The following is a 23,911-nucleotide window of genomic DNA, read 5'->3' as shown; positions in this document are numbered from 1 at the left end:
CTCGCTCTGCCCTCGCCCGCGACCACGGCGTCGGGTGCCCTCCGCCGGGCAAGGCCGTCGGCTGCCTCCGAGCAAGGCTGTCCGCCGCGTCAAAACGTAGAGGCTCCCCTCCGCGGTACGTGCGCGCCGCCCCGCCAGTTCGGCCCCGCACGCCGCCACGTCCCCTTACCGGCACGGAAGTTGCGGCACAACGCTCGCCTCCACCCCCAAGGGGGCGCACCCAACCCACGCGCGCCCCCCAATGACAACTATCCAGTGTTTACGCCTCCCGAACGCAAAGGCGCCCCCTTTTGCGCCGTACCGGCGTCGCACTGGCACCTGTTTCGCTTATGGCTGCACACGGCCCTCTTGTTCACCAACGGCCGTTCGCATCACCCCTGTTCACCTTTCGGAGGAAATGTGCCCGTACCGGACCGTGTCCCTGACCGTGTCCCCGGTTCCGCCGTAACAGAGAGCGTTCACGAGCCGCCCGCGGACGGCGCGCTCACCAGCCTGAGCACGCAGGCCGCGCGCCAGCTGGCGACCACCACCAAGACCCAACCCCAGATGCAGGCCATCACCTCACGATGGCTGCTGAAAGCGCTGCCGTGGGTGGACGTCAAGGGCGGTACCTACCGGGTCAACCGGCGCCTGCAACTGCGCGTTGGGCGGGGGCGCGTGGAGTTCGAGCACAACGGCGCGGACGACATCAGGGTGATTCCGCGGACGCTCACCGAGCTGCCCGCCCTGCGCGGGTACGCCGACACCGAGGTCCTGAAGGAGCTCGCCGGGCGCTTCCGGGTCCGGGAGGTGCGGGCCGGGCAGGTTCTCTTCGAGGCGGGGCAGCCCGCCACCGAGGCGTATCTCGTGGTGCACGGCCGCTTCGCCCGCTACGCGGCCGGCAAGTACGGCGAGGAGGAGGTCGTCGGTGTCGTCACGGACGGCGACCAGCTGGGGGACGAGGCGATCGGGCGGCCCGACCCGCGGTGGCTGACGTCGGTCCGGGCCGAGACGGCGGGTGTCCTGCTGACGCTGCCCTGGGACGTGATCCGGGAGTTCACCGATCGGGTGCCGTCCCTGGCCGCGCACTTCACCGCGTACGCGGAGCGGCAGCGGCGTCCGATGAACCGCCGCGGCGAGGCGGACGTACCGGTGCAGGCGGGACACGTCGGCGAGCCGACACTGCCCGGCGGCTACGTCGACTACGACCTCACCCCGCGCGAATACGAACTCTCCCTGACGCAGAGCGTGCTGCGTGTGCATTCCCGGGTCGCCGATCTTTACAACGAGCCCATGGACCAGACGCAGCAGCAACTCCGGCTCACCGTGGAGGAGATCCGCGAGCGCCAGGAGTGGGAGATGGTGAACAACCGGGAGTTCGGGCTGCTGCACAACGTCGATTACGGGCAGCGGATCAGTACGTACACCGGCCCGCCCACCCCCGACGACATGGACGAGCTGCTGTCCATGCGCCGCAAGACGCGGCTGTTCCTGGCCCACCCGAAGGCGATCGCCGCGTTCTTCCGGCAGTGCAACAAGCGCGGCCTGGTTCCGGGGACGGCGGACGTCAACGGGCACCAGGTTCCCGCCTGGCGCGGGGTGCCGATCTTTCCGTGCGGCAAGATCCCCATCAGCGAGACGCACACGAGCAGCATCATCGCGCTGCGTACGGGAGAGGCCGACCAGGGCGTCGTGGGCCTGTACCAGACCGGCCTCCCCGAGGAGCACCAGCCCGGCCTGAACGTCCGGTTCATGGGCATCGACCAGGCCGCCGTCATCAACTACCTCGTCACCGCCTACTACTCGCTGGCCATCCTCGTGCCGGACGCGGCCGGTGTCCTGGAGAACGTCCAGCTCGGGCGTACCGCCGACTGACCAGTGGAGTACGGACATGACCACACCCGCCACCGAAACCGCCACCGCGTTCAAGCTGCCCGGCCCACCCAGCCTCGCCCGCGCCCGGCCGACCCGGCGCGGCGGCGCCGTCCCCGGGCTGAGGTACCGTTCCGTCGCGCCGGCCGACCCGGAGAAGGCCGCGGAAATCGACCGCAGGCTGGAGGAGTGGGCTCGCCGGCTGGACCTGTTCCCCTCGAAGTGGTCGGGCGACTTCACCGACTTCCAGGTCGGCCGGGCCGTCGTCCTGCAACATCCCGCGGCGGCCGACCTGGAACGCCTCACCGTCGCGGGCAAACTGCTGCTGGCCGAGAACATCGTCGACAGTTGCTACTGCGAGGAGGACGAGGGCAAAGGCGGCGCGCGCCGTGGTCTGGGCGGCCGCCTGATCATCGCGCAGTCGGCTCTCGATCCGTTCCACGGCACTCCTGAGACGGAGGAGGAGTGGCGCCAGGGTGTGCAGGCCGACGGGCCCCTGCGCTCGTACTACTGGGCCCTGAAGGATTACGCGGCCCTCGCCACCCCCAGCCAGACCGTCCGGTTCGTCCACGACATGGCCCGGCTGCACCTCGGCTACCTCGCCGAGGCGTCCTGGGCCGAGACGCGGCACATGCCGCGCGTGGGGGAGTACCTGGTGATGCGGCAGTTCAACAACTTCCGCCCCTGCCTGTCGATCGTCGACGCCGTGGACGGCTACGAGCTGCCCGAGGCCGTGTACGCCCGCCCGGAGATCCAGCGGATCACCGCCCTGGCCTGCAACGCCACGACCATCGTCAACGACCTGTACTCCTTCACCAAGGAGCTGGCGAGCGACCCGGACCACCTGAACCTGCCCCAGGTGGTCGCCGCCAACGACCAGTGCGGTCTGAAGGCCGCGTATCTGAAGAGCGTCGATATCCACAACCAGATCATGGAGGCGTACGAGACGGAGGCGGCCGAGCTGGCCGGGACCTCCCCGCTCGTCGAGCGGTACACCCGGAGCCTGTCCGACTGGGTGGCCGGCAACCACGAGTGGCACGCCACCAACTCCGACCGCTATCACCTGCCCAACTACTGGTAGGCCGATCCGGATCCTGCACCACGGCAAGGAGTCACGTTGACCACTGCGCACGTCCCCACCGCACGCCCCATGCCGACCCAGTCCACGTACCAGGCGCGCGTCGCCGAGTACTGGAACACCGAGGAGAACCCGGTCAATCTGGAACTCGGCAAGATCGACGACCTGTATCACCACCACTACGGCATCGGGGACGCCGACCGGTCCGTGCTGGACGAACCGGACCCCGTCCGGCGCCGCGAACGCATCACCGGTGAACTGCACCGCCTCGAACACGCCCAGGCCGAACTGCTCGCCTCCCACCTCGGCGCGCTGTCGCCCACCGACCGTGTCTTCGACGCCGGGTGCGGACGCGGCGGCGGCAGCGTGGTCGCGCATCTGCGCCACGGCTGCTACACCGATGGGGCCACCATCTCCGCCAAGCAGGCCGACTTCGCCAATGAGCAGGCCCGCAAGCGCGGCATCGACGACAAGGTGCGCTACCACCACCGCAACATGCTCGACACCGGCTTCGCCACCGGCGCGTACGCGGCGTCCTGGAACAACGAGTCGACCATGTACGTCGAGCTGGACCTGCTGTTCGCCGAGCACGCGCGGCTGCTGCGGCGCGGCGGGCGCTATGTGGTGATCACCGGCTGCTACAACGACGCCTACGGGCGCGCCTCCCGCGAGGTGTCCCTGATCAACGCCCACTACATCTGCGACATCCATCCGCGGTCGGCGTACTTCCGCGCGATGGCCCGCCACCGGCTGGTCCCGGTGCACGTCCAGGACCTCACCGCGGCCACCATCCCGTACTGGGAATTGCGCAGCCAGGCCGACCACCTGGTCACCGGCATTGAGGAAACCTTTCTGACCGCCTACCGCAACGGCAGCTTTCAGTATCTGCTGATCGCCGCCGACCGGATCTGAGGAACGTCACGGCGCCCCGCCGGGCCGGCCATGTGCCGCCCGGCGGGGTCTGCGTGCCGTGGGGCCGTGGGAGTTGTCCGCCGTGCGGGTTATATGGGCTCGGGTCCGTTGATGCGGTTGTGTGTGGCTTGCTGTGGAAAGGGGGAAATATCCGTTGACGAACCGGGGCGTTGTGCCGAGCGTGCCGCGAGTGGTTCCGCGGGGAAAGGCAGACCGATGCAGAGTACGCCGCAGCCGTCCGACGGCCCCTCGTCGACTGCTCCTTCCGCAACGCCGCCCCGTGGGACCCTGCCGTCGATCGATCTGCCCCTGCCGCCGCCGGGCACCATGGGGCCGCCCGCGGAGTACCCCCGGCTGCGCCGGGAGTGTCCCGTGGCGTGGCTCCAGGACGCGGACGCGCCCAGTTGGTTCGTGAGCCGGTACGACGACGTCCGTGCGGTGATCGGGGATCCACGGCTGGTCAGGCCGAGTGTCAACGGCTGGTCCTTCATGCCGGAGCAGGACCGGCCGGACGGCATGGAACTGATCACGATGATGGAGATGGAGGGCCCGCGGCACACGGCGCTGCGCAGGGCCCTGTCCGGGGCGTTCAGCGCACGGTCCGTACGGCGCCGTCTGCCGCGTATCCGCCGGAGCGCCGAGCGGCTGCTGGACGAGTTCGCCGACGGCGGCGCACCCGGCGATCTGATCGCCGGTTACACCGAGCCCTTTCCGCTGCTGGTGGTGTGCGAATCGGTGGGCATCCCGTACGAGGACCGCGACTACTACCTGCCCATGGCGGACGCGGCTCTGGGGGCGCTGCTCACCGTGGAGGAGGCGCGGCGGGTCACGCCGCTGCTACGGGACTACGTCCGGTCACTGATCGTCCAACGGCGGCGGGCGCCCGCGGACGACATCCTCGGCGACCTGGTCCGCAGGTGTGACCGGGGCGAGCTGGACGAGGAGAGCGTGCTCAGCTTCGGGCTGTCGATGCTCGTCGCCGGTTACCGCACGACGACCATGTTCCTGTCCGACGCCGTCCTGGCGCTGCTGGCCGATCCGGACCAGTACGTCCGGCTGCGCGACGACCGCGGCCTGCTGCCCGGCGCGGTGGAGGAGTTCCTGCGCTACGTCCCGGCGATGAACGGGGTGGTGGTGCTGCAGGCCACCGAGGACTTCGAACTGGGCGGGCAGACGATCCGGGCGGGGGACGCGGTCCTGCCGGCACTGGCCTCCGCCAACCGCGACGAGACCGTGTTCGATGAGCCCGAACGGCTCGATGTGTGCCGGCGGCCGAACCCGCACATCGCGTTCGGCCGGGGCCCGCACAACTGCATCGGCGCCCACCTGGCGCGGGCGGAGCTGACCGTGGGCCTGGAAACGCTCCTGGACCGTTTCCCGCACCTGCGCCTGGCCGAGGGACACAGCCCCACCTGGGACGACGCCTCCCCGTCCAAGTCGCCTCTCACCCTTCCGGTCAGCTGGTGAGCCGTGTACGCCCGTACCGCACCGCACATCCCGGCGGGCGTTCACAGGAAACCCGTGGGCAGCCAATGGCCCATGGCGTGCAGATGTTTGAGGGCCGCGGTGAAGGAATAGCAGTCGAACAGGGCCGAGTGTTCCCTGCCTGCCGCGGGCTTGGGGAGGTTCAGTACTTCCCACAGACGGCCCACGTTGGCGTCCGCTGTTTCCGGGACGATGAAGTTCAGCCAGGGCCGGATGTTGAGGAACGTGGCGGAGAGAAAGCCGTTCTTCACCTCGTCGCCACGGGCCCGCGCCCACCCCACGTTCTCTCCCAGGACGACCATGTCGTTGCCGTAGGAGAGGACGGGCAGCCCCCGGCAGAACCCCAGGAAGTCGCCGAGCGCTTCCGCCGGAGCGCGGCCTCTCTGGTCCACGTCCTCCTGCGTGATCCCGGTCAGGTCGGTGAAATAGGGCGACAGCCGGGGGTTGGCCAGTGGGCGGACCAGTGCTTCGTACTCCTCGACGACGGAGCAGTCGTCGTTCAGGCGTAAGGCTCCGATCTGCACGATCTCCCGGAGCTGTCCCGGTGCCGACCAGTCCTGTTCGAGGGAGCCCGGCCATGACGTGAACTCAAGGTCGAACACGATGAATTCCGACACGCCGGTTTCTCCGTTCCGGAGCGGGCGGATTCCGCTGCCCGGCCGTTCCCATGGCGGGAGCGGGCCGCTTTCAGGGCGGCTACTCACCGGCGGGCCCGGATGCCGGGAGCTGGGCCCAGACCGTCTTGCCCAGGGCGTCCGGAGGGGTCCAGCCCCAGGACTGGCTGATCCGGTCGACGATCCACAGGCCCCGGCCGCTGTCCGCGCAGGGAGCCGGGGGCGCGAGGGCGGGAGGCGTACGGCTGGAGTCGGAGACGGCGCACAGGACGCCGGAGTCCTCGTGCGCCAGTGCCAGCCAGGCCACGCACGGCACGTCCGCCGCGGGCCCTTCGGCGGCCGTACGCGCGGGAGCGGCGTGGCGCAGGGCGTTGCTGACGAGCTCGGAGACCACCAGGGTGGCATCCGAGACGACCGATGCGTGGATGCCCCACTCTCCGAGGGTGGTGGCGGTGAAGCGGCGGGCTTCCGCGAGAGTGCGATAGGCCCCGCTGAGCGCACACACGGCGAAGTGCCGGTCCTGACCCGGCTCCGCGTGGAGGACGTCGTGCACGGTCGGTGCCGGATGGGTCGTCATCACGATCTCCGCCATGGGGCATGTCGGGGGCTGGGCCGCGCTGTTGGGAGAGGGTTACTATCGCGGTCGGCCGTCTTCCGCTGCAAGTACATCTGCAATTGCATCGGTAAGAACGGCCGCGCGGCGCCTGTTTCGCGCCATACGCGCAGGGGGCCGTACCGGTCGCAGGCACACCTCCGGCAAGGGGAGAACCAAGTGGAGTCATGGCCCAACGGCATATGCGCCCGTGCTATCGACGGTGCGGTGTGGCGCAAGAGCCGCCGCAGCAACCCCAACGGCAACTGCGTTGAGCTGGCCGTTCTCACCGACGGAGGGGTGGCGGTGCGCAACTCCCGGGATACCGGGGGGCCGGCGCTGATCTATACCCGTGACGAAATCGCGGCCTTCGTCCAAGGGGCCAAGGACGGAGACTTCGACGACCTGGCCGGGCTCGGCTGACGCATATGTCGGCCGGATAGTTACCACGGCTGTACGAACCGTGCACGCGATGGAACACTGGGCGTTCGCCCTACCGACACGGGAGCCAGCATGATCGCGCAGCCAGGGCGCATCCCGCCGCCGCGCCCGCACATCGAGCACCCCCGGGGCGGTCCGACGGTACTGCGGATCATTCTGGGCACGCAGCTGCGCCGGCTGCGGGAGGCGGCGGGCATCACCCGCGAGGCCGCCGGGGACGCCATCCGCGGCTCGCACGCCAAGATCAGCCGCCTGGAACTGGGGCGCGTCGGCTGCAAGGAGCGCGACGTCGCCGACCTGCTGACGCTGTATCATGTCACGGACGAGACCGAGCGCGCCGAATTCCTGACGCTGGCCCGCGGGACCAGCACGCCCGGATGGTGGCACCAGTACAGCGACGTCCTGCCGGGCTGGTTCGAGACGCTCATCGGCCTGGAGGAGGCCGCCGCCGTCATCCGTACTTACGAAGTGCAGTTCATTCCGGGGCTGTTGCAGACGGCGGATTACGCCCGCGCGGTGTGCCGGCTCGGGAACCTCTCCGAGCGGGAGGTCGCACGCCGGGTGGAACTGCGGCTGCGACGGCAGGCGCTGCTCACCGCGCCCGGTGCGCCGCGGCTGTGGGCGGTGATCGACGAGGCGTCCCTGCGGCGCCCGCTCGGCGGCCCCGGCGTGATGGCGGAGCAGGTGCGGCACCTGTTGGAGCTGACGCACCTGCCCCACGTCACTGTACAGATCGCCCCGTTCCACCTCGGCGGACACGCGGCGGCGGGCGGCCCGATCACGATCCTGCGCTTCCAGGAGCCGGACCTGCCCGACATCGTCTATCTGGAGCAGCTGACCAGCGCGCTCTACCTGGACAAGCGCGACGACGTGGACCACTACCTCGCCGTGATGGACCGGCTCAGCGCCCAGGCCGAGTCGCCCCGGGCGAGCCAGGCCATCCTGGAGCAGCTGATCAAGGACGCGGACCAGAACTGAGCGCCGGTCCTCGCGCGGCGGCGGTCCCTAACCCTTGCGGGCCACCCCGCCGTACTCGATCCACTCCTGGGTGAGCTGCCGGGGGCCGATGTCCGCGTCCGGCTTCCAGGTCGAGACTTCCACCAGGCCCGGTTCGAGGATCTCCAAGCCGTCCAGGAAGGACGCGAGTTCGGCGGCCGTGCGCACCCGGCCCCACTGGCCCTGGGTGTTGACGCGCATGAACTCGGTGACGAAGTCGCGGGTCGCCCGGTCCTCGCTGACGAGCTGGCACACGACCAGGAAGCTGCCGGGGACCAGGCGTTCCGCGACCCGCCTGATCAGGCCGGCGGGATCGTCCTCGTCGGGGATGCAGTGCAGGACGGACACGAACAGCGCGGCCACCGGCTGATCGAAGTCGATCAGCCGCGCCACCTCGGGGTGCCCCAGGATGCCGTCGGTGTCGCGCATGTCGGCCTGGATGACCGCGGTGTTGAGGTTCTCCTCCAGCAGCGCCCGCCCGTGCGCCAGCACGATGGGGTCGTTGTCGATGTAGACCACCCGGGCGTCCGGGTCGACCCGCTGGGCGACCTCGTGGACGTTGTCCTGGGTGGGCAGGCCGGAGCCGTGGTCGATGAACTGCCGTACGCCCTGTTCCTCCGCCAGCCAGCGGACCACCCGCCGCAGGAACCGGCGGTTGTTGACCGCCAGGGTCCGGGTGCTCGGCACGACCTTGTCCAGTTCCTCGCACGCCGCGCGGTCCACCGCGTAGTTGTCCTTGCCGCCGAGGTAGTAGTCGTACATCCGCGCCACGCTCGGGATGCTGACGTCAACGGCGTTGGACAGTGGCCGCGCGTCCTGACTCATGTGCTGCTCCCGTCGTTCGGGCACCCCGCCGAGGCGCCGGGTCAGGCCGCTCTCCTGGCAGGTGGGCGTGCCCGTAGGGCGTCCAACATACCCAGCCGCGGGCGGGTGTCGCAGGGGTGTGGGCGCACTCCGTCACAAGAGCCCGGCGCGAAGGCAAGGGCCGAACGGCCCCAATTCACCGCCGAGGGGTGCCGGATGTGCATACCGCAGCCGTACCCGGGGAAGCAACCAACTTATACCACGGACCACCGTGTAAACAGGTTCCAATTTGTGGTATTTGCCATTACTTTATTCGGCGCAGAAGATCTTTTTACCTGTATATGCTTGCCTCTGTCTGCGCTTCGGACTGTACTGTTGTAAATGGCGTATGCGAAATCTTTTGCTCGCCAAAAGGGTGCGTGGGGGTGCTTCTGGTGACACGGGGGAAGCTTTTGGGTTCCGTCATTCCGGTGCCGATGCTCGCATGGACCGTGCGACTCGCCATCTCCTCGATCGTCCCCTCTCCGATTGTCCCGTCAGGACGGCCCCGGCCGAAATTTCCTGCGGGTCCGACCAAAGAATGCAGAAATGTTTCTGTGTGCTGGAGGGGCGAATGGATAACAAAGTCATCACCGTCCTCGTCGTCGACGACCAGACCCTGCTCAGGGAGACGCTGTGCGACGTGCTCGCCGCCCAGCCGGACATCAAGGTGGTCGGCGGCCTGGCCAACGGGGAGGCGGCGGTGCGCATGGCCGGCGAGCTGCGCCCCGATGTCATTCTGCTGGACGGGTCGGAGCCGTACGGAGTCGTCTCCGGCGTCGAGGCCATGCACCGGGTGTCACCGCGTTCCCAGTGCATCATTTTGACCTCGTTCCATCATCCGGCGCTCGTGCAGCAGGCGCTGCAACTGCGCGTGAGCGGATTTCTGACCAAGAATTTACGGCGCGCCGAGGTGCTCGCCGCCATCCGCAGCGTGACCAGTCACCCGGGGCAGATATTCATGTCCGTACCAAAAGAAAGCATGGCGGCGCTGCCGCATACCTCCACGGCGCGTCTCTCCGCCCGCGAGCTCCAGATAATGGAGAACGTGGCGCGCGGGCTGAGCAACAGCCAGATCGCCGCCCGGCTCACCATCACCGAAGCGACCGTGAAACGCCATTTGAGCAATGTTTTCGAAAAGCTGGGCGCGGTTTCCCGGATCGATGCCGTGAACAAGGCGAAATCCATGCTGATCCTCGGAATCTCCCGGAACACCGGCCCGTACGCACGGCAGGACAGCCCGTATCCACGGCCTGAGGTCCGCCTCCAGGTACAGGCCGGCACCTGAAACCACCGGACCGCGCCCCGGGCGGAAATCCGCCGCGGGGCGCGGTCCGGTGCCGGTTCACACGCGCTTGAGCACGTGCAGGATGTACTCGTCGCGGTTGAGCGGGTTGGGCCCCTCGGGCCGCGGCCGCACGGGCGGCTGTCCGACGGCGGGCCGGTAGCCCCGGTGCTCGGCCAGGAACACGCCCTCGCCCTGGGTCAGTCCGGGAACCCGCTGGTTGAAGTCGTGCACGAGGCTGGTCGGCATCGTGCCCTCCAGGCGGAAGACGTCCCCCTCGGCCGTGGGCACACCGGGCGTCGCGCCCAGTTCCGCGAGTTTCGCAAGTACCGGGCTGAGCCGGGCGGCGGGCACCTCCAGTTCGAAGGAGCTGACCGGCTCGTGCACCTCCGTACCGGCCTGCCGGAGCGCGTCCATCAGGACCAGCGGCGTGGCCTTGCGGAAGTCGTCGGCCGCGCTGACCGGACTGGCGAAGCCGGTACGGGTCAGGGTGACGGCGCAGTCGGTGACCTGCCAGCCGTACAGACCGTGCCGCAGGGTGGTGTGCACCGTCTCCTCGATGGCCTTGTGGAAGGCCAGGGGGAGCGAGCCCAGTTCCACCGCCAAACGGAACGTGATGCCCGCGCCGGGCTCGGCCGGTCCGACGCGCAGACCCACGGTCGCCCAGAAGTAGTTGTGCGTCCGCGTGTCCAGCTCGATCAGCGCCTCGCCCGTCCCCACGGGCTTTTCGATGCAGACCGTACGGGTCGGGTCGAAGCGCACCCGTACGCCGAAGGACTCCGCGAGCGTGCTGCCGAGGATCTCCTTCTGCACCTCCCCGTAGAGGCGGACCACCGCGCCGGCCGCGTTCTCCTCGTCCTGCCGCAGGTCGATCGAGGGGTCCTGCTCGTCCAGCATGCGCAGCGCGGCGTGCAGCCGTCCCGCTTCCTCCGGGCGCTCCGGCCTGATCACGGTCTCCAGGCTGGGCGGCGCGAAGAAGTTGCGCGGCGGGGGACCGTCGAGGTGCCCGGCCCGGTCACCGACCCGTACGTCCTTCAGGCCCCACGCCTGCGCGATGTCCCCGGCGGTCGCCCGGGTCTCGCTGGTGGCCGACCCGTGCTCGAAGACCCGCAGCGCGGTGATGCGTCCGGCGTGCTCGGTGACCCGGCCGGTGTGGTCGACGCGGTGCAGCGTCACCGAATCGCGGGTGCCCAGCGTGCCGGAGACCAGCCGCAGGTACGCGACGGCCTCGCCGCGCGCGCCACGGTCCACCTTGAACACGGTGGCCCGCAGCGGCGCGTCCTGCGACGCGTGCACGGACGGCAGCAACTCCCGGATGCCGTGCACCAGATGGTCCAGGCCCTCGCCGGTCAGCGCGGACCCGAAGTACACCGGGTGCACCAGACCGCGCGCGGTCTGCGCGGCCAGTTCCTCCGCGTACTCCTTCTCGGTCAGTACGTGTTCCTCGTCCAGGTAGGCGGTGAGGAACGCGTCGTCGTGGTCGGCCAGCAGCTCACCGACCCGGACGGCGAAGTCCGGGTCGGTGTCCGGGCCGAGCGCGATCGCGCGGGCCCGCGGCGTGCCGGCGTCCGCCACGGCGGACAGTGCCACCGCGGCGGGGGTGAGCCGGTCGCGGATCTCCCGCAGCACACCGTCGGGACGCGCGCCGCCCCGGTCGATCTTGTTGACGAAGACCAGCGTGGGAATGCCCAGCCTGCGCAGGGTCCGCATCAGGATGCGGGTCTGCGGCTGGACGCCCTCGACGGCCGAGACCACCAGGACCGCGCCGTCGAGCACCCCGAGCGCCCGCTCGACCTCGGAGATGAAGTCGGAGTGGCCCGGGGTGTCGATGAGGTTGACCTTGAGATCGTCCAGGACGAACGTGGCCACGGCGGACCGGATGGTGATGCCGCGCTGCCGCTCCAGCTCCATCGAGTCGGTCGTCGTGGTGCCGGCGTCCACGCTGCCGACCTCGTCGATCACACCGGTGCGGTGCAGCAGGCGCTCGGTGAGGCTGGTCTTGCCGGCGTCAACGTGGGCCAGGATGCCCAGATTCAGCTTGTTCATGGAGGGGGTTCGGATTCCTTAGCGTCGTGATGCGGACCTTTCCTGCCGGATTCGTGGTCGCCTGCCGCATCGTTCCGCCCTCTCTGACGTCGCTGTGATCCGCCCGGCGGGAACACACCCGCGGGCATGATCACGGTAGCAAGGGCGGCCACGCAGGGTCAGGGCTTGACGGCGACTATCAGCCAGTCACCGAGGAGGTTGTCGATGCGCTCCGCCTGCCGCACCCGGAAGCCGGCCTCCTCGATCTCCGCGCGGTACTCCTCGACGCTGCTGGACGAGCTGTCGCCGCGGATGAGGCCGTGGTTGAGCCGTTGCAGTACGTCGTGCACCGTCGTGGTGGCCGGATCCGTCATCAGGTCGTAGACCACCAGCGCGCCGCCGGAGGGCAGCGCCTCGTGGATGCGCGCGAGGAGCTTGCGCCGCTGCGGTACCGGCCAGTCGGGCAGTACGTGCCCGGTGACCACGGCGTCCGCGGACGGCAGCGGGTCGGTCAGGAAGTCGCCGCCGTGGAAGCGGACGCGGCCTTCGAGGCCGCGCTCACGGATCAGCTCGCCGGCCAGCGGGGCCAGCGCGGGCAGGTCGAACACGGCGCCGTGCAGGTGCGGGTGGGCCAGGGCCACCCGCGTGGCGAGGTTGCCCCGTGCGCCGCCGATGTCGATGAAGGACCCGTACCCGCTCCAGTCGACGCGGCGCGCCAGCTCCTCGGCCGTGAAGGAGCTGAAGGTGTCGAAGTGCGCCATGACCTGACGGGCCCGCTCCGGGTCCTCGTAGTGCTTGGGGTACGCCTCGGGCCCGTGCGCTTCGGCGCCGGAACCCGCCTCGCCCTCCTGGAGCGCCGTCGTCAGCCCGGCCCATACGTGGTAGTGCTTGCGGGCGTGCTGGAGGACGGTGCCGCCCAGGTATTCGGAGGCGCCGGACACCAGGAACGCCTGGGCGGCGGGGGAGTTGCGGTAGCGGTCGCCGTCCGCTTCCAGCAACTCCAGCGCGACGAGCGCGTCGAGGAACTCCTTGGCCAGCGGATGGACGATCCGCAGCCGGTCCTTCACCTCCTCGGCGGTCGCGGGCCCGTCGGCGAGCAGGTCGAACAGGCCCAGCTCCACGGCGCTGTGCAGGGCCTTCGCCTGGTGGTACGCGGTGGTCAGCTGCAGCAGCGAGCGGGCCTGGGCCACGGGGGCGAGCGGTGTGGTGGTCATGGGACTCCTTGGCCTGGGAAGGGGCGGGCGCGGAAGGGCAGGGAACCGGGTGGGGGTGCCTCACATGGCGGGCGGCCCGAACCAGGTGCGCAGGGCGTCGGTGAGCCCGTCCGTACCCGTCTCCGGAGCCGCGGTCCAGCAGATGTAGCCGTCGGGGCGTACGAGCAGCGCGGTCAGCCCGTCGACCGCGGAGCCCGGGTCCGCGACGCCCTCGGCCGCGACCAGGTCCACCCGGTCCTTCCAGGCCGCGGCCTCGTCGGCGAGCGGCTGGTCGCAGCCGAGCGTCAGCAGGACGCCGCGCGCCGCGTGGAAGTACGTGCTCAGCTGCCGGGTGCCGTCCTCGGTGACGAGCGGCAGGTCCGGTACGCGGCGCCCCAGCAGCGGGTGCTCGCCCGCCATGGGGTACCGCACGTCCAGCGCCGAGATGAGGCCCGCCAGATAGCGGTTGGTCTCCGGGACGTGCAGCAGCTCGATCATCAGCTCCCGCAGCCCCTCGTAACGCGGGTCCGGGTCGATCAGCACGGCTTGCGCGCGGGTGTTGCGCAGTACGCCGGCGGCGATCGGGCGGCGCTCGGCCTCGTAGGTGTCCAGCAGCTCCGGCGGAGCCGTGCCCGCGATGGTCGCGCCCAGCTTCCAGCCCAGGTTCACCGCGTCCTGGAAGCCCAGGTTGAGGCCCTGGCCGCCCGCGGGCAGGTGGATGTGGCAGGCGTCGCCGGCCAGCAGGACCCGGCCGTCGCGGTACCGCTCGGCCTGGCGTGAGGTGTCGGTGAGCCGGGAGAGCCAGCGCACGTCGTGCATCCCGAAGTCGCTGCCGGCCACCTCGGTCAGCGCGGCCCGCACGTCCTCCTCGGTGACCGGCGCCCGGCGGTCGGCGTAGGGCCGGTCGAAGAAGGCGACCGTGGCCCGGTAGACGTCCGGCTCCAGCGGGAAGGCGGCGAACCAGGCGCGCAGGTCGTGCCGCATGACGCCGTACGGCCGCATCGGTCCCATGCCCTCCCCGTGCGGCAGCTCCTCACGGAACCGGGCATCCGCGATCACCGCGAACATGTGCGGGTCCTGCCCGGGGAAGTCGATGCCGAGCAGCTTGCGTACGGTGCTGCCGCCGCCGTCGCAGCCCACCAGGTACGCGCACTCGACCTCGTACGGCCCCTCGGGCCCGGTGACGGAGACGGTCACGCCGTCGGCGTCCTGCTCCAGCGCCGTCACCGCGTGCCCGCGCCGCAGCTCGGCCCCCAGCTCCAGGGCCCGCCCGGTCAGCAGCTCCTCGGTACGCACCTGGGGGACGAACAGCGCGTACGGGTGCCGGGTGTCGAACGACGAGAAGTCCAGGGGTACTCCGAGGCTGGCGAAGTTCCCGCCGCGCAGCTTCGGCGCCTCGGCCTGGAACCCCTCGCCCAGCCCGCGCATGTCCAGCAGCTCGACGGTGCGCGCGTGCACACCGAGGGCCTTGGAGAAGTCGACCGGCTCCGCCAGGCGTTCCAGCACCAGGGTCCTGGCACCGGCCAGGCGCAGTTCGCAGGCGAGCATCAGGCCGGTCGGCCCGGCGCCGGCGATCACCACGTCGTACCGCATACACGCTCCTCGGATCATCAGTGGGTTGCCGCCGAGCATGCTGACCGCGGGCATTAAAGGCGCCGTCCAGCCGGAATCCGGAGCGGGTGGCTCGAAGTGTGCTCGAAGCGGGCTTCGTAGCGTGGCCGCGACCCTACGGACCCCGAGGACGCTTCATGCCGTTCACCCAGAAGGAAATCACCTACCTGCGCGCGCAGGGCTACGGCCGTCTGGCGACGGTCGGCGCCCATGGAGAACCCCACAACGTGCCCGTCTCGTTCGAGATCGACGAGGAGCGCGGCACCATCGAGATCACCGGCCGGGACATGGGCCGCAGCCGCAAGTTCCGGAACGTGGCGAAGAACGACCGGGTCGCCTTCGTCGTGGACGACGTGCCGTGCCGCGACCCCGAGGTGGTCCGCGCCGTCGTCATCCACGGCACGGCCCAGGCGCTGCCCACCGGCGGCAGGGAGCGCCGGCCGCACTGCGCCGACGAGATGATCCGCATCCACCCCCGGCGCATCGTCACCTGGGGCATCGAAGGGGACCTGTCCACCGGGGTCCACGCACGCGACATCACGGCCGAGGACGGAGGACGGCGATGAGGGAACTGCCCGAATTTCCGTGGGATGTGCTGCTGCCGTACAAGAAGCGCGCCGCGGCCCACCCCGACGGGCTGGTCAACCTGGCGCTGGGCGAACCGGTCGACGCCACGCCCGACGTGCTGCGCGACGCCCTCGCGGCGGCGACCGACGCGCCCGGCTACCCGCCCACGGAGGGGACGCCCGCGCTCCGCGAAGCGGCCGCCGCATGGCTGCGCCGCCGCCTGGGCGTGACGGTGGACCCCTCGGCCGTACTGCCCGCGGTCGGCACCAAGGAGCTGATCGCCTGGCTCCCGGCGATGCTGGGCACCGGCCCCGGCGACACGGTGGCCTTTCCCCGGCTGGCGTTTCCCACCTTCGACGTCAGCGCGCGCCTCGCGGGCGCGCGGGGGCGCCCGGTGGATTCACCGCTGGAGCTCGGCAGTGAACCGGTCAAGGTGGTCTGGCTCAACTCGCCGTCCAACCCGGAGGGCCGGGTGCTGTCCGTACCCGAGCTGCGCGAGATCGTGGCCTGGGCGCGGGACCGGGGCGCCGTCCTCGTCAACGACGAGTGCTACATCGAATACGGGTGGGACCGGCGGCCGGTGTCGCTGCTGGACTCGGCGGTGTGCGGCGGCAGTCACGATGGTCTGCTGGCGGTGCACTCGCTGTCCAAGCGGTCCAACCTCGCGGGCTACCGCGCGGGCGTCTGCTCCGGCGACCCGGCCCTGATCGGGCGCCTCCTCCAGGTACGCAAGCACGCCGGGCACGCGGTCCCGGCCCCCGTACAGGCGGCCATGGTGGCCGCCCTGGAGGACGACGCCCACGTGGAGCGGCAGCGAGACCGGTACGCCTACAGGCGGCGCGTTCTGCGCACGGCCCTGGAGGGGGCCGGGTTCCGCGTCGAGCATTCCGAAGGCGGCCTGTTCCTGTGGGCCACCCGGGGTGAGCCCTGCTGGCCCGCCGTACAGAAGCTGGCCGATCTCGGCATCCTCGTCGCACCCGGTGCCTTCTACGGCGAGGCCGGTGAGCAGTACGTACGGATTGCGTTCACGGCGACCGACGAACGCATCGCCGCGGCCGCCGCCCGGCTGACATGACGGCGGACACGAAGGCCACCGGGGCGCCCGCCGCACGGGCGCCCCGGCCGGTGGCGCTGCTGCTGCCCGGCCAGGGCTCCCAGTACCGGCGGATGGCGGCGGGGCTGTACGCGGCCGAGCCGGTCTTCGCCGAGGCGGTCGACGAGGTGCTGGGCGCGATGGGGGCCGAGGGCGCCCGTATGCACGCCGACTGGCTGGCCGAGCGGCCGGAGCTGCCGGTGGACCACGTACTGCGGGCGCAGCCGCTGCTGTTCGCCGTCGACTACGCGCTCGGCCGCCTGGTGACGAGCTGGGGCATCCGTCCGGTGGCGCTGCTCGGCCACAGCATCGGCGAGATGGCGGCCGCCACGCTCGCCGGGGTGTTCACGGTGCGCGACGCCGCGCGGGTGGTGCTCGACCGGGTGACGCGGCTGACGGCCGCGCCCCCGGGCGGCATGCTGGCGGTGGCGGAGTCCGCCGCGTCGCTGGAACCTTTCCTCGGCGACGGCGTGGTGGTCGGCGCCGTCAACGCGCCGCGGCAGACCGTACTCGGAGGGCCGGAGGACGCGCTGCGCGCCGTGGGGGAGACCCTGCGGGCCCGCGGCATCACCGCCCAGCGGGTCCCCGCGCTCAGCCCGTTCCACAGCCCGGCGATCGCCCCGCACGCCAGGGGCGCCGAGGCGGTGCTCGCCACGGTGGAACGCCGGCCGCCGCGCACCGTGGTCCACTCCTGCTACACGGCCGCACCACTGACGGCCCAGCAGGTCGCCGACCCCGCGTACTGGGCCGCGCACCCCGTGGACCAGGTGCGCTTCTGGCCCGCTCTGGACGGGCTGCTGGCGCCCGGCGGACTGGTGGTGGTCGAAGCGGGACCCGGCCGTACGCTGTCGAGCCTCGCCCTGCGCCACCCCTCCGTACGCCGTGGGGACTGCATGGTCGTACCGCTGTCACCTAAGCGGGCGGATGGGCCGGAGGATGACCGGGTGGCTTTGGGGGAGGCGGTGGACGCCTTGCGGGGTGAGGGGTACCGGATTCCCTGAGGAGGGTGAGGCGGCGATCAGAAACCATCGTCCTCCGCCTCGGCCTGAGCGATCCGGGCCCGCACCTCCGGATCGCGGGCGATGTCCGGTGGGAGCCTGGTCTCCGCGTCGATGCGGCTCGCGAGGACCTGGCTCCGTGCCACCGCCGCGTCCGTGAGATCAGCACCGCGGAGGTCGGCTCCGTCCAGGTGCGCCTCGCTGAGCTCCAGGCCGGCCAGTTTCGCCCGGTACAGGACCGCGCCGCGCAGATCGGTGCCCCACAGGTCCACGCCGCGAAGATCCGCGAACCTCAGGTCCGCCTTGCGCACGTTGGCGTCGGACAAGTCCGCGTCGCGCAGGTTCGCCCGCGCCGGAGTGGCTTCCCGGAGGTCCGCCTCGCGCAGATCCGCGTCGGCCAGATCGGCGCGTGCGAGCCTCGCGCCTCGCAGGTCCGCGCCGCTCAGACGCGCGTCCCTCAGGTCGCAGTCACGGAGGATCGCTCCGCGCAACTGGGCCCGCTTGTGGTCGGCGGCGACGGGAGACGAACGGTCCCACCCCAGTTCGACGCCGGGCAGGTGGGTGGAGCGGAGGTCGGGAACGAAGGAGCCGTCATGGGCGGAGTTCCGGCCGCTGATCACGTCGAGCGCGGCCAGGACATCGGGTGGCACCCGTTTGCCGCCTTTCGGCGGGGTGCCGGCGTGGGTGCGGATATAGGCGGCCAGGACGTCGGCGATGGTGGGGTGGTCGCGGGGGAGGTCCTCCATGTTGCGCTGCAGGGCGTAGATGCCGCCCAGGCGCACGTCCACCGAATCCTCGCCCAGCTGGCCCACGGCCGCGGTGTACCGCTCGGTGATCTGACCTTCCCTGGTGGTGCTCAGCTCGCCCTGGGCGATCCGCAACTGGTTGCCCACCTGGCGGTTGGAGAACCAGAGGCTCAGCACGGCGACGACCGAGGCGAGCAGTACCGAAGTCAGCTCGATCAGACGGGCCCAGCCCAGCTCCGGACGCGGAGGGACGCTGCCGGCCGGTGGCGGGCCGTTCCCGGCCCGGGAAGCGCGCCGGACCACGCGGTGCAACTGCTGACTCCGCCGGTTTCGCATACTGCCATTCGACCGCCATCGCAGGTGGGCCGTGGCGGATTCCGTGGAAGCCGTGCGGACGGGCGCCCCAGGATGCTCCGGGGGCGCCCGTTCACCCGTCCGTCCCTACTCCTCCACCACCGCCACCGCCCGCGTCCACCCCGCCCCCGCTCCCGCGATCTTGAACGGAAAGCAGGAGACCAAGAAGCCGTCCGGTCCGGGCAGCGCGCCGAGGTTGTCCAGCCGCTCGATCTGGCAGTACTCGCGCTCCCGTCCCACGAAGTGGGCGGGCCACAGCACACCGCGGTCGCCGGTGCGCTGGTACTCCTTGATCATGTGCCCGAACGGGGCGTCGAGGCTGAAGGCGTCGGTGCCGATGACCCGGACGCCGAAGTCGAGCAGCAGGTGGGTCGCCGCGGCGTCCAGGCCGGCGAACTCGGTGAAGTACTCCGGCTTTCCGGCCCGCCGGTCCGCGCCGGTGTGCAGCAGCACGATGTCGTACGGACGCGGGTCGCGGCCCGCTTCGTCGAGGGCCCGCCGTATCCGGTCGGCTCCGATGGCGCCCACCGGCTCGTCGGTAAGGTCGAGCTTGAGGCCCGGCCGCAGAAACCAGTCCAGTGGCATCTGGTCGATGTGGCGCGGCGTGCCGTAGCGCGCGCGGGACCCGTAGTGCGACGGGGCGTCGACGTGGGTGCCGGTGTGGGTGGTCAGCCGCAGGGTGTCGAGGGACAGCAGTTCGCCGTCCGGGAGGTCGGCGGGGTCGAAGTCGATGCCGTGGTGGCGCCGCATCCCCTCGGCCATGTGCCGGCCGCCCTCGGCCGGGGTGAGGATTTCGTGTTCGACCGGATCGACCTCCCACCGGCCGGCGTCCACGGTTGTCGACAGATCGATGATGCGCATGTCGGTCCCTTCCGGGCGCCTACCGCAGGCAGGCCCCGCCGTCCACGGTGAGCACCTGTCCGTGCAGGCCGCCGGCCTCGGGGCGGCACAGCAGCGCCACCACGTCGGCCACCTCTTCGGCAGTCGCCAGCCGCCCCGTCGGGGTCCGCCGCAGCAGGCCCTCCAGTACCTGGGCCGGTACGGGACCGCCGTCGGCGATCTTGCCCGCGGCCACCGCGTTCACCGCGACGCCCTTCCCGGCGAGTTCCACCGCCAGGTACCGCACCAGCGTCTCCAAGGCCGCCTTGGCCATGCCCAGACCCGCGTAGCCGGGGACGACCGTCCGGGCGCCGATGCTGGAGACGGCGACGATACGGCCCGTGTCCGGGGTCATCAGGGTGCCCAGGCGCGCCGCCCCGTACAGCAGCGGTCCGACCGCCACGGCGCCGTCGCCCAGGTACTTGCCGATGTGCGGGGACGCGGTCGGCGCCGGATGGAAGGAACCGGCTGCGTGCACCAGGACGTCCAGCCGGCCGTGGGTGCGCCGGATGTCCTCCAGCAGCCGCACCACACCGGCGGGGCGGCCGATGTCCGCGCGCATCAGCCGTACCTTGCCGCCCTCCTCGGACAGCTGCCGTTCGGCCGCCAGCGCGCCGTCCTCGTCGTGCGCGTAGTTGAGCAGCACCTCGCTGCCCGCCGCGCTCAGTTTGCGGGCGGCGGCCAGCCCGATGCCGCGGGTGCCGCCGATGACCAGTGCCACCGAACCGCCTGCCGCCGGTGCGCCGTTGATCGCTGTCATACGCGTGTCCTCCTTGGTCATTCGGTCGTCACGCCCCGGCGTGTGCCGTCCGGCGCGGGCCGGCCGGCAGAGTCACCGGCGCCGGGCGCGGTGTCCTCCGGGAGCAGGTGCAGTGCCTGGAGCCGGGCGGTCAGGGTGGTGGTGCCGGACCGCTGCCCCTTCGCGGCCAGATAGCCGTCCGGCCTGATCAGCGCCCAGCCGCCGGGAGGGACGCCGAGGGTCTGCCGCAGAGCGTCGTCGGGGTCGGCGAGGGCGGGGCCGTCTTCGTCCTCGTGAGGGATGACGGTGCGTATCTGTACGGCCCGGCCGTACCGCAGTGCCAGCTCCGCGGCGCCGCCATCATCAGCGAACAGCAGAAGCAGCCACCGGGGATCGGTGAGCGCCTGCCGCAGCGCCCGGAGGCCGGGGTGGCGCGCCACGTCCTGTTCCGTGCACGCGACCAGGTGCCCGGGGTGTACCCCTGCCGCCCCGTCGCCCGTGCCGTACGTCAGCGGACTGTCCGCGTAGTGCAGGGCGAGGCCGGACATTCCCGCCATGATCCGGTGCTCGACGCGTCGTTTGAGCGGGCGCACCGCCTTGAGGAAGGACAGGCCCACGGGCATGGCCACCGGCGCCACGGCGTTGCGCAGCGCCACCAGGGCCGTGGCCGTGCGCGTCGAGGACAGCAGCCTGCCGCCCACCGGGATGCGCTCGGCGGCGTAGGTGTCCAGCAGCTCTTCCCGCGCGTGTCCGCGCACCACGTCCGCCAGCTTCCACGCCAGGTTGTAGGCGTCCTGCATGCCGGTGTTCATGCCCTGGCCGGAGGCCGGGCTGTGGACGTGCGCGGCGTCCCCGGCCACGAAGCAGCGGCCGGAGCGCATGGCGGTGATCATGCGCTGCTGTACGCGGAAGACGGAGACCCAGGTCGGCTCCGAGACCGCCACCGGACGCCCGAGACCGCGCGCCAGGGACCCGGCGAGGCGGCGCCGTACCGTCTCCGGATCGGCTCCCTGACCTGCGTACCCGGTGTCCACCGCACGCCACTTGCCGGGGTCGGGGAACGGCACCAGCAGCACCGTCCCGGAACCGGTGTGCACCAGGTGGTTGCTGTCGCGGGACAGGTCGGCGTCCAGGACCACGTCCGCGTTGAGCCAGGTCTGCGTCGCGTCGCCGACCAGCCGCAGCCCCAGCCGCTCGCGTACGGTGCTGCGCGAGCCGTCCGCGCCCACCAGCCAGGGCACGGTGACCTGTTCGGAGCGGCCGTCACGGCGCAGTTCGGCGTTGACCCGGTCCCCGCAGGGCGCGCAGTCCGCCAGTTCCACGCCCCACTCGATCCCGACGCCCAGCCCGGCCAGGCGCTCGCGCAGGATCTCCTCCGTACGGACCTGGTCGAGCATCAGGCTGAACGGGTACGCCGTGGGCAGCCTGCCGTAGTTGGTGTCGAAGCGGATCAGCTGCCGGCCGCGCAGGTGCACGGTGAAGTGGACGACCGGCCGGCCCCGCGCCACCAGGGCGTCCGCCAGGCCCATCTGGTGGCACGCCTCCAGGGTGCGCGGATGCACGGCCAGCGCCCGGCTGGTGGTCGCCGGGCCGTCCGCCCGGTCGATGACCCGGACGCGGACGCGCCGGCGGGTCAGCTCGTGCGCCAGGGTCAGGCCGACGGGCCCGGCGCCGGCGATCAGCACCTGCGGGCCGTCCGCCTCAGGCGGCATGCGGGGCCTCCGCGAAGCGCTTGGCGAGGGCCAGGGTGGCCGCGCTGTTGCCGCCGACCGCCGCGCGCACCCGGGCCCGCGCGTCGGCCGCCGTGGCGTCCGCGCCGAGGATCTCCGGGATGGCGGATTCGTTGATCCGGATGGTGTGCTGGGAGGTGACGAGCAGCCCGTCCCCGGTGTCCCGTATCGACCACTCACCGGTGTGCAGGGTCATCAGCGGCGGGGTGCCGATCTGCTTGTAGACGATGCGCAGTTCGTCGGGGAAGCAGACCCGCACCGACTCCGTCGTGTGCTCCGAGCCGTCGTTGGCCCGGGTGACCATGGTCATCACCTGCACGCCGTCGGACGGCTCGGTGAGGTCGAGCCGGGAGACGTGCGGCAGCCGGTCGGGCCACTTCCCGGCCTCCGCGAGGAACGCGTACACCGCCTCGGCCGGGGCGTGCACCGTCTCGGAGTCCTCGAACGAGAACAGCAGCTCCGCGTCGGACCCCGCGGCCTCGGCCAGCGCCTTGATGTTCGCCAGCTCGGTACGGCTGTTGCGGTCGGTCGCGGTGGTGATCCACTCCACGTCCTCCGGGCGGTCGTCCACCGCGGCGAACGTGTGGTGCAGCGTCAGCTCGCACCGCCCGCCCGGAAGGTCCCGGAGGACCCATTCACCGCTCATCGCGGCCACCGGAGGCGAACACACCTCCTGCCGGAACCGGACGCTCTGCCCTTCGGGGTCCAGGGCGCGGTGCGACGTCCAGTGCTTGACCTCGCCGTTGGCGGTGGCCCAGATCCGCAGCCGCTCGCTGCGGGCGTCGAGCTCCGCGCGCTCGACGTGGACGGTCGGGGTGAAGTGCCGGGGCCACTCGGCGGCGTCCCTGATCAGGGCGTACACCCGGTCGGCCGGGGCGTCGATCTCCGTGCGGTGCACGGCGCGGTGGGATGTGGGTGCGGGCATGCGTCGTCGGTTCCTCTCGGGTGTGCGGAGCAGCGGGGGCGGGGCTGTGGCGGGCGGGTCAGTAAATGCCCAGCCCGCCGCAGACGTTGAGGGCCTGCGCGGTGATGGACCCGGCCTCGTCGCCCGCCAGGTGGCCGACCAGGGCGGCCACCTCCTCGGGTGTGGAGTAGCGCCCCAGCGGGATCTTGTCGTTGAAGCGGGACAGCACGTCCTCCTCGGTGGTGTCCCAGGTGGCCGCGTACGCCTGCCGTACGCGGACGGCCATCGGCGTCTCCACGTACCCCGGGCACACGGCGTTGACGGTGACCCCCGTGGGGGCCAGCTCCTTGGCCAGCGCCTTGGTGAAACCGATCAGGCCCGCCTTCGAGGCCGAGTAGGGGGCGCCCAGCGGAACGCCCTGCTTGCCGCCGGTGGAGGCGATGCTGATGATCCGCCCGTCGACGCCCGCCCGCTCCAGCCCGCCGGTGGTCAGGGCCTCACGGGTGACCAGGAAGGCGCTGTTGAGGTTGGTGTCGATCACGTCGTACCAGAGCTCGTCGGGGATGCGCGCGGTCACTCCGCCGCCGCTGCGCCCCGCGTTGTTCACCAGGACGCTCAGCGGCCCGAACCGGTCGACCGCGGCGCGCACCACCCGCTCCACCGACTCCCGGGACCGCACGTCCCCCTCGCACCCGGCCACCTGAAGCCCCTGGTCGCGCAGTTCCTTGACCACGGCGTCGACGTTCTCGCGGCTGCGGGCGCACAGGAACACCCGCAGCCCGCGGGCGGCGAGCGTCTTCACCACGGCGAGCCCGATGCCGCTGGTGCCGCCCGTCACCAGGGCGGTCCTGGGCGTGGCACTGGTAGTCATGGCCTTGTCCTCCGGTGTTGTGGTCTGCGGTGGGCGCGCTCGCGCGGCGCCCGTCCGGCCGGGCGGACCCAGGCGCTGCCTCGCCCGTCCCGTACGCCCCAGCC

General features: G+C 71.3%; 22 protein-coding genes. 10 read left to right on the top strand and 12 right to left on the bottom strand.

Annotated features, from left to right (window positions below):
- Window positions 1-399: 399 nt before the first annotated feature.
- The 4 genes from CP984_RS02510 to CP984_RS02495 all read left to right on the top strand — a co-directional run bounded on the left by CP984_RS02510 (window position 400) and on the right by CP984_RS02495 (window position 5,308).
- The gene (locus tag CP984_RS02510) at window positions 400-1,854 is read left to right on the top strand and encodes a family 2B encapsulin nanocompartment shell protein (RefSeq protein ID WP_003981048.1); all 1,455 of its coding nucleotides are present in this window, start codon (window positions 400-402) and stop codon (window positions 1,852-1,854) included.
- Between the two features lie 16 nt (window positions 1,855-1,870).
- Window positions 1,871-2,932 (top strand): family 2 encapsulin nanocompartment cargo protein terpene cyclase, encoded by a 1,062-nt coding sequence (locus CP984_RS02505; RefSeq protein WP_003981047.1) that lies wholly within the window; start codon window positions 1,871-1,873, stop codon window positions 2,930-2,932.
- 36 nt (window positions 2,933-2,968) lie between these two features.
- Complete coding sequence (locus CP984_RS02500) at window positions 2,969-3,841, top strand: geranyl diphosphate 2-C-methyltransferase (RefSeq protein WP_003981046.1); 873 nt, start codon at window positions 2,969-2,971, stop codon at window positions 3,839-3,841.
- A gap of 372 nt (window positions 3,842-4,213) precedes the next feature.
- Window positions 4,214-5,308 (top strand): cytochrome P450, encoded by a 1,095-nt coding sequence (locus CP984_RS02495; RefSeq protein ID WP_003981045.1) that lies wholly within the window; start codon window positions 4,214-4,216, stop codon window positions 5,306-5,308.
- A 41-nt stretch (window positions 5,309-5,349) separates the two neighbouring features.
- Here CP984_RS02495 and CP984_RS02490 read toward each other — a convergent pair whose 3' ends face one another.
- Together CP984_RS02490 and CP984_RS02485 are read right to left on the bottom strand one after the other, a co-directional pair.
- Window positions 5,350-5,943, bottom strand: coding sequence for a 3'-5' exonuclease (locus tag CP984_RS02490; RefSeq protein ID WP_003981044.1), 594 nt, complete (start codon window positions 5,941-5,943; stop codon window positions 5,350-5,352).
- Window positions 5,944-6,022: 79 nt separating this feature from the next.
- Window positions 6,023-6,517: an ATP-binding protein gene (locus tag CP984_RS02485; RefSeq protein ID WP_032920580.1), complete on the bottom strand. Its 495-nt coding sequence runs from the start codon at window positions 6,515-6,517 to the stop codon at window positions 6,023-6,025.
- 195 nt (window positions 6,518-6,712) lie between these two features.
- Here CP984_RS02485 and CP984_RS02480 point away from each other — a divergent pair, with 195 nt between their 5' ends.
- Both CP984_RS02480 and CP984_RS02475 read left to right on the top strand, forming a co-directional pair.
- Window positions 6,713-6,955: a DUF397 domain-containing protein gene (locus tag CP984_RS02480; protein WP_030181452.1), complete on the top strand. Its 243-nt coding sequence runs from the start codon at window positions 6,713-6,715 to the stop codon at window positions 6,953-6,955.
- A 90-nt stretch (window positions 6,956-7,045) separates the two neighbouring features.
- On the top strand, window positions 7,046-7,951 hold the full coding sequence (locus CP984_RS02475; RefSeq protein ID WP_003981041.1) for a helix-turn-helix domain-containing protein: 906 nt from the start codon (window positions 7,046-7,048) through the stop codon (window positions 7,949-7,951).
- Window positions 7,952-7,978: 27 nt separating this feature from the next.
- Here the strand turns inward: CP984_RS02475 and CP984_RS02470 are convergent, their stop codons facing one another.
- Window positions 7,979-8,794, bottom strand: a complete 816-nt coding sequence (locus CP984_RS02470; protein ID WP_003981040.1) for an SAM-dependent methyltransferase — start codon at window positions 8,792-8,794, stop codon at window positions 7,979-7,981.
- A gap of 592 nt (window positions 8,795-9,386) precedes the next feature.
- Between CP984_RS02470 and CP984_RS02465 the strand changes: the two genes are divergently transcribed.
- Window positions 9,387-10,100, top strand: a complete 714-nt coding sequence (locus CP984_RS02465; protein ID WP_003981039.1) for a LuxR C-terminal-related transcriptional regulator — start codon at window positions 9,387-9,389, stop codon at window positions 10,098-10,100.
- 57 nt (window positions 10,101-10,157) lie between these two features.
- Here the strand turns inward: CP984_RS02465 and otr(A) are convergent, their stop codons facing one another.
- The 3 genes from otr(A) to CP984_RS02450 form a co-directional block, all read right to left on the bottom strand.
- Entirely contained in the window at window positions 10,158-12,143 is a 1,986-nt protein-coding gene (gene otr(A), locus CP984_RS02460) for a tetracycline resistance ribosomal protection protein Otr(A) (protein WP_003981038.1), read from the bottom strand.
- A 158-nt stretch (window positions 12,144-12,301) separates the two neighbouring features.
- Window positions 12,302-13,336, bottom strand: coding sequence for a methyltransferase (locus CP984_RS02455; protein ID WP_003981037.1), 1,035 nt, complete (start codon window positions 13,334-13,336; stop codon window positions 12,302-12,304).
- A gap of 60 nt (window positions 13,337-13,396) precedes the next feature.
- A complete protein-coding gene (locus CP984_RS02450) occupies window positions 13,397-14,908 on the bottom strand; it encodes an FAD-dependent monooxygenase (protein WP_003981036.1) in 1,512 nt (503 codons plus the stop codon).
- 155 nt (window positions 14,909-15,063) lie between these two features.
- Here CP984_RS02450 and CP984_RS02445 point away from each other — a divergent pair, with 155 nt between their 5' ends.
- Genes CP984_RS02445 through CP984_RS02435 form a run of 3 tightly spaced genes read left to right on the top strand, consistent with a single transcriptional unit; the run spans window position 15,064 to window position 17,587 of the window.
- Window positions 15,064-15,492, top strand: a complete 429-nt coding sequence (locus CP984_RS02445) for a PPOX class F420-dependent oxidoreductase (RefSeq protein WP_003981035.1) — start codon at window positions 15,064-15,066, stop codon at window positions 15,490-15,492.
- Window positions 15,489-16,568: a 4-dedimethylamino-4-oxo-anhydrotetracycline transaminase OxyQ gene (oxyQ, locus tag CP984_RS02440; protein ID WP_003981034.1), complete on the top strand. Its 1,080-nt coding sequence runs from the start codon at window positions 15,489-15,491 to the stop codon at window positions 16,566-16,568. Before CP984_RS02445 ends, oxyQ begins: the two co-directional genes overlap by 4 nt.
- Entirely contained in the window at window positions 16,565-17,587 is a 1,023-nt protein-coding gene (locus tag CP984_RS02435) for an acyltransferase domain-containing protein (RefSeq protein WP_003981033.1), read from the top strand. Before oxyQ ends, CP984_RS02435 begins: the two co-directional genes overlap by 4 nt.
- A 17-nt stretch (window positions 17,588-17,604) precedes the next feature.
- Here the strand turns inward: CP984_RS02435 and CP984_RS02430 are convergent, their stop codons facing one another.
- The 6 genes from CP984_RS02430 to CP984_RS02405 form a co-directional block, all read right to left on the bottom strand.
- The gene (locus tag CP984_RS02430; protein ID WP_078575536.1) at window positions 17,605-18,666 is read right to left on the bottom strand and encodes a pentapeptide repeat-containing protein; all 1,062 of its coding nucleotides are present in this window, start codon (window positions 18,664-18,666) and stop codon (window positions 17,605-17,607) included.
- Window positions 18,667-18,771: 105 nt separating this feature from the next.
- Window positions 18,772-19,545, bottom strand: a complete 774-nt coding sequence (locus CP984_RS02425) for a cyclase family protein (RefSeq protein ID WP_003981031.1) — start codon at window positions 19,543-19,545, stop codon at window positions 18,772-18,774.
- A 19-nt stretch (window positions 19,546-19,564) separates the two neighbouring features.
- Entirely contained in the window at window positions 19,565-20,323 is a 759-nt protein-coding gene (locus tag CP984_RS02420; protein WP_003981030.1) for an SDR family oxidoreductase, read from the bottom strand.
- A 17-nt stretch (window positions 20,324-20,340) separates the two neighbouring features.
- Entirely contained in the window at window positions 20,341-22,014 is a 1,674-nt protein-coding gene (locus CP984_RS02415; RefSeq protein ID WP_003981029.1) for an FAD-dependent monooxygenase, read from the bottom strand.
- Window positions 22,004-22,957 (bottom strand): tetracycline nonaketamide D-ring cyclase/dehydratase OxyK, encoded by a 954-nt coding sequence (gene oxyK / locus CP984_RS02410; protein WP_003981028.1) that lies wholly within the window; start codon window positions 22,955-22,957, stop codon window positions 22,004-22,006. Before oxyK ends, CP984_RS02415 begins: the two co-directional genes overlap by 11 nt.
- Window positions 22,958-23,015: 58 nt before the next feature.
- Complete coding sequence (locus tag CP984_RS02405) at window positions 23,016-23,807, bottom strand: SDR family NAD(P)-dependent oxidoreductase (RefSeq protein ID WP_030181467.1); 792 nt, start codon at window positions 23,805-23,807, stop codon at window positions 23,016-23,018.
- Window positions 23,808-23,911: the final 104 nt, after the last annotated feature.

The organism is Streptomyces rimosus (assembly GCF_008704655.1).
In the GTDB taxonomy this organism is placed as follows: Bacteria; Actinomycetota; Actinomycetes; order Streptomycetales; family Streptomycetaceae; genus Streptomyces; species Streptomyces rimosus.
The sequence above is the reverse complement of the archived record's forward strand: the minus strand, read 5'-3'. Positions and strand labels throughout refer to the sequence as shown.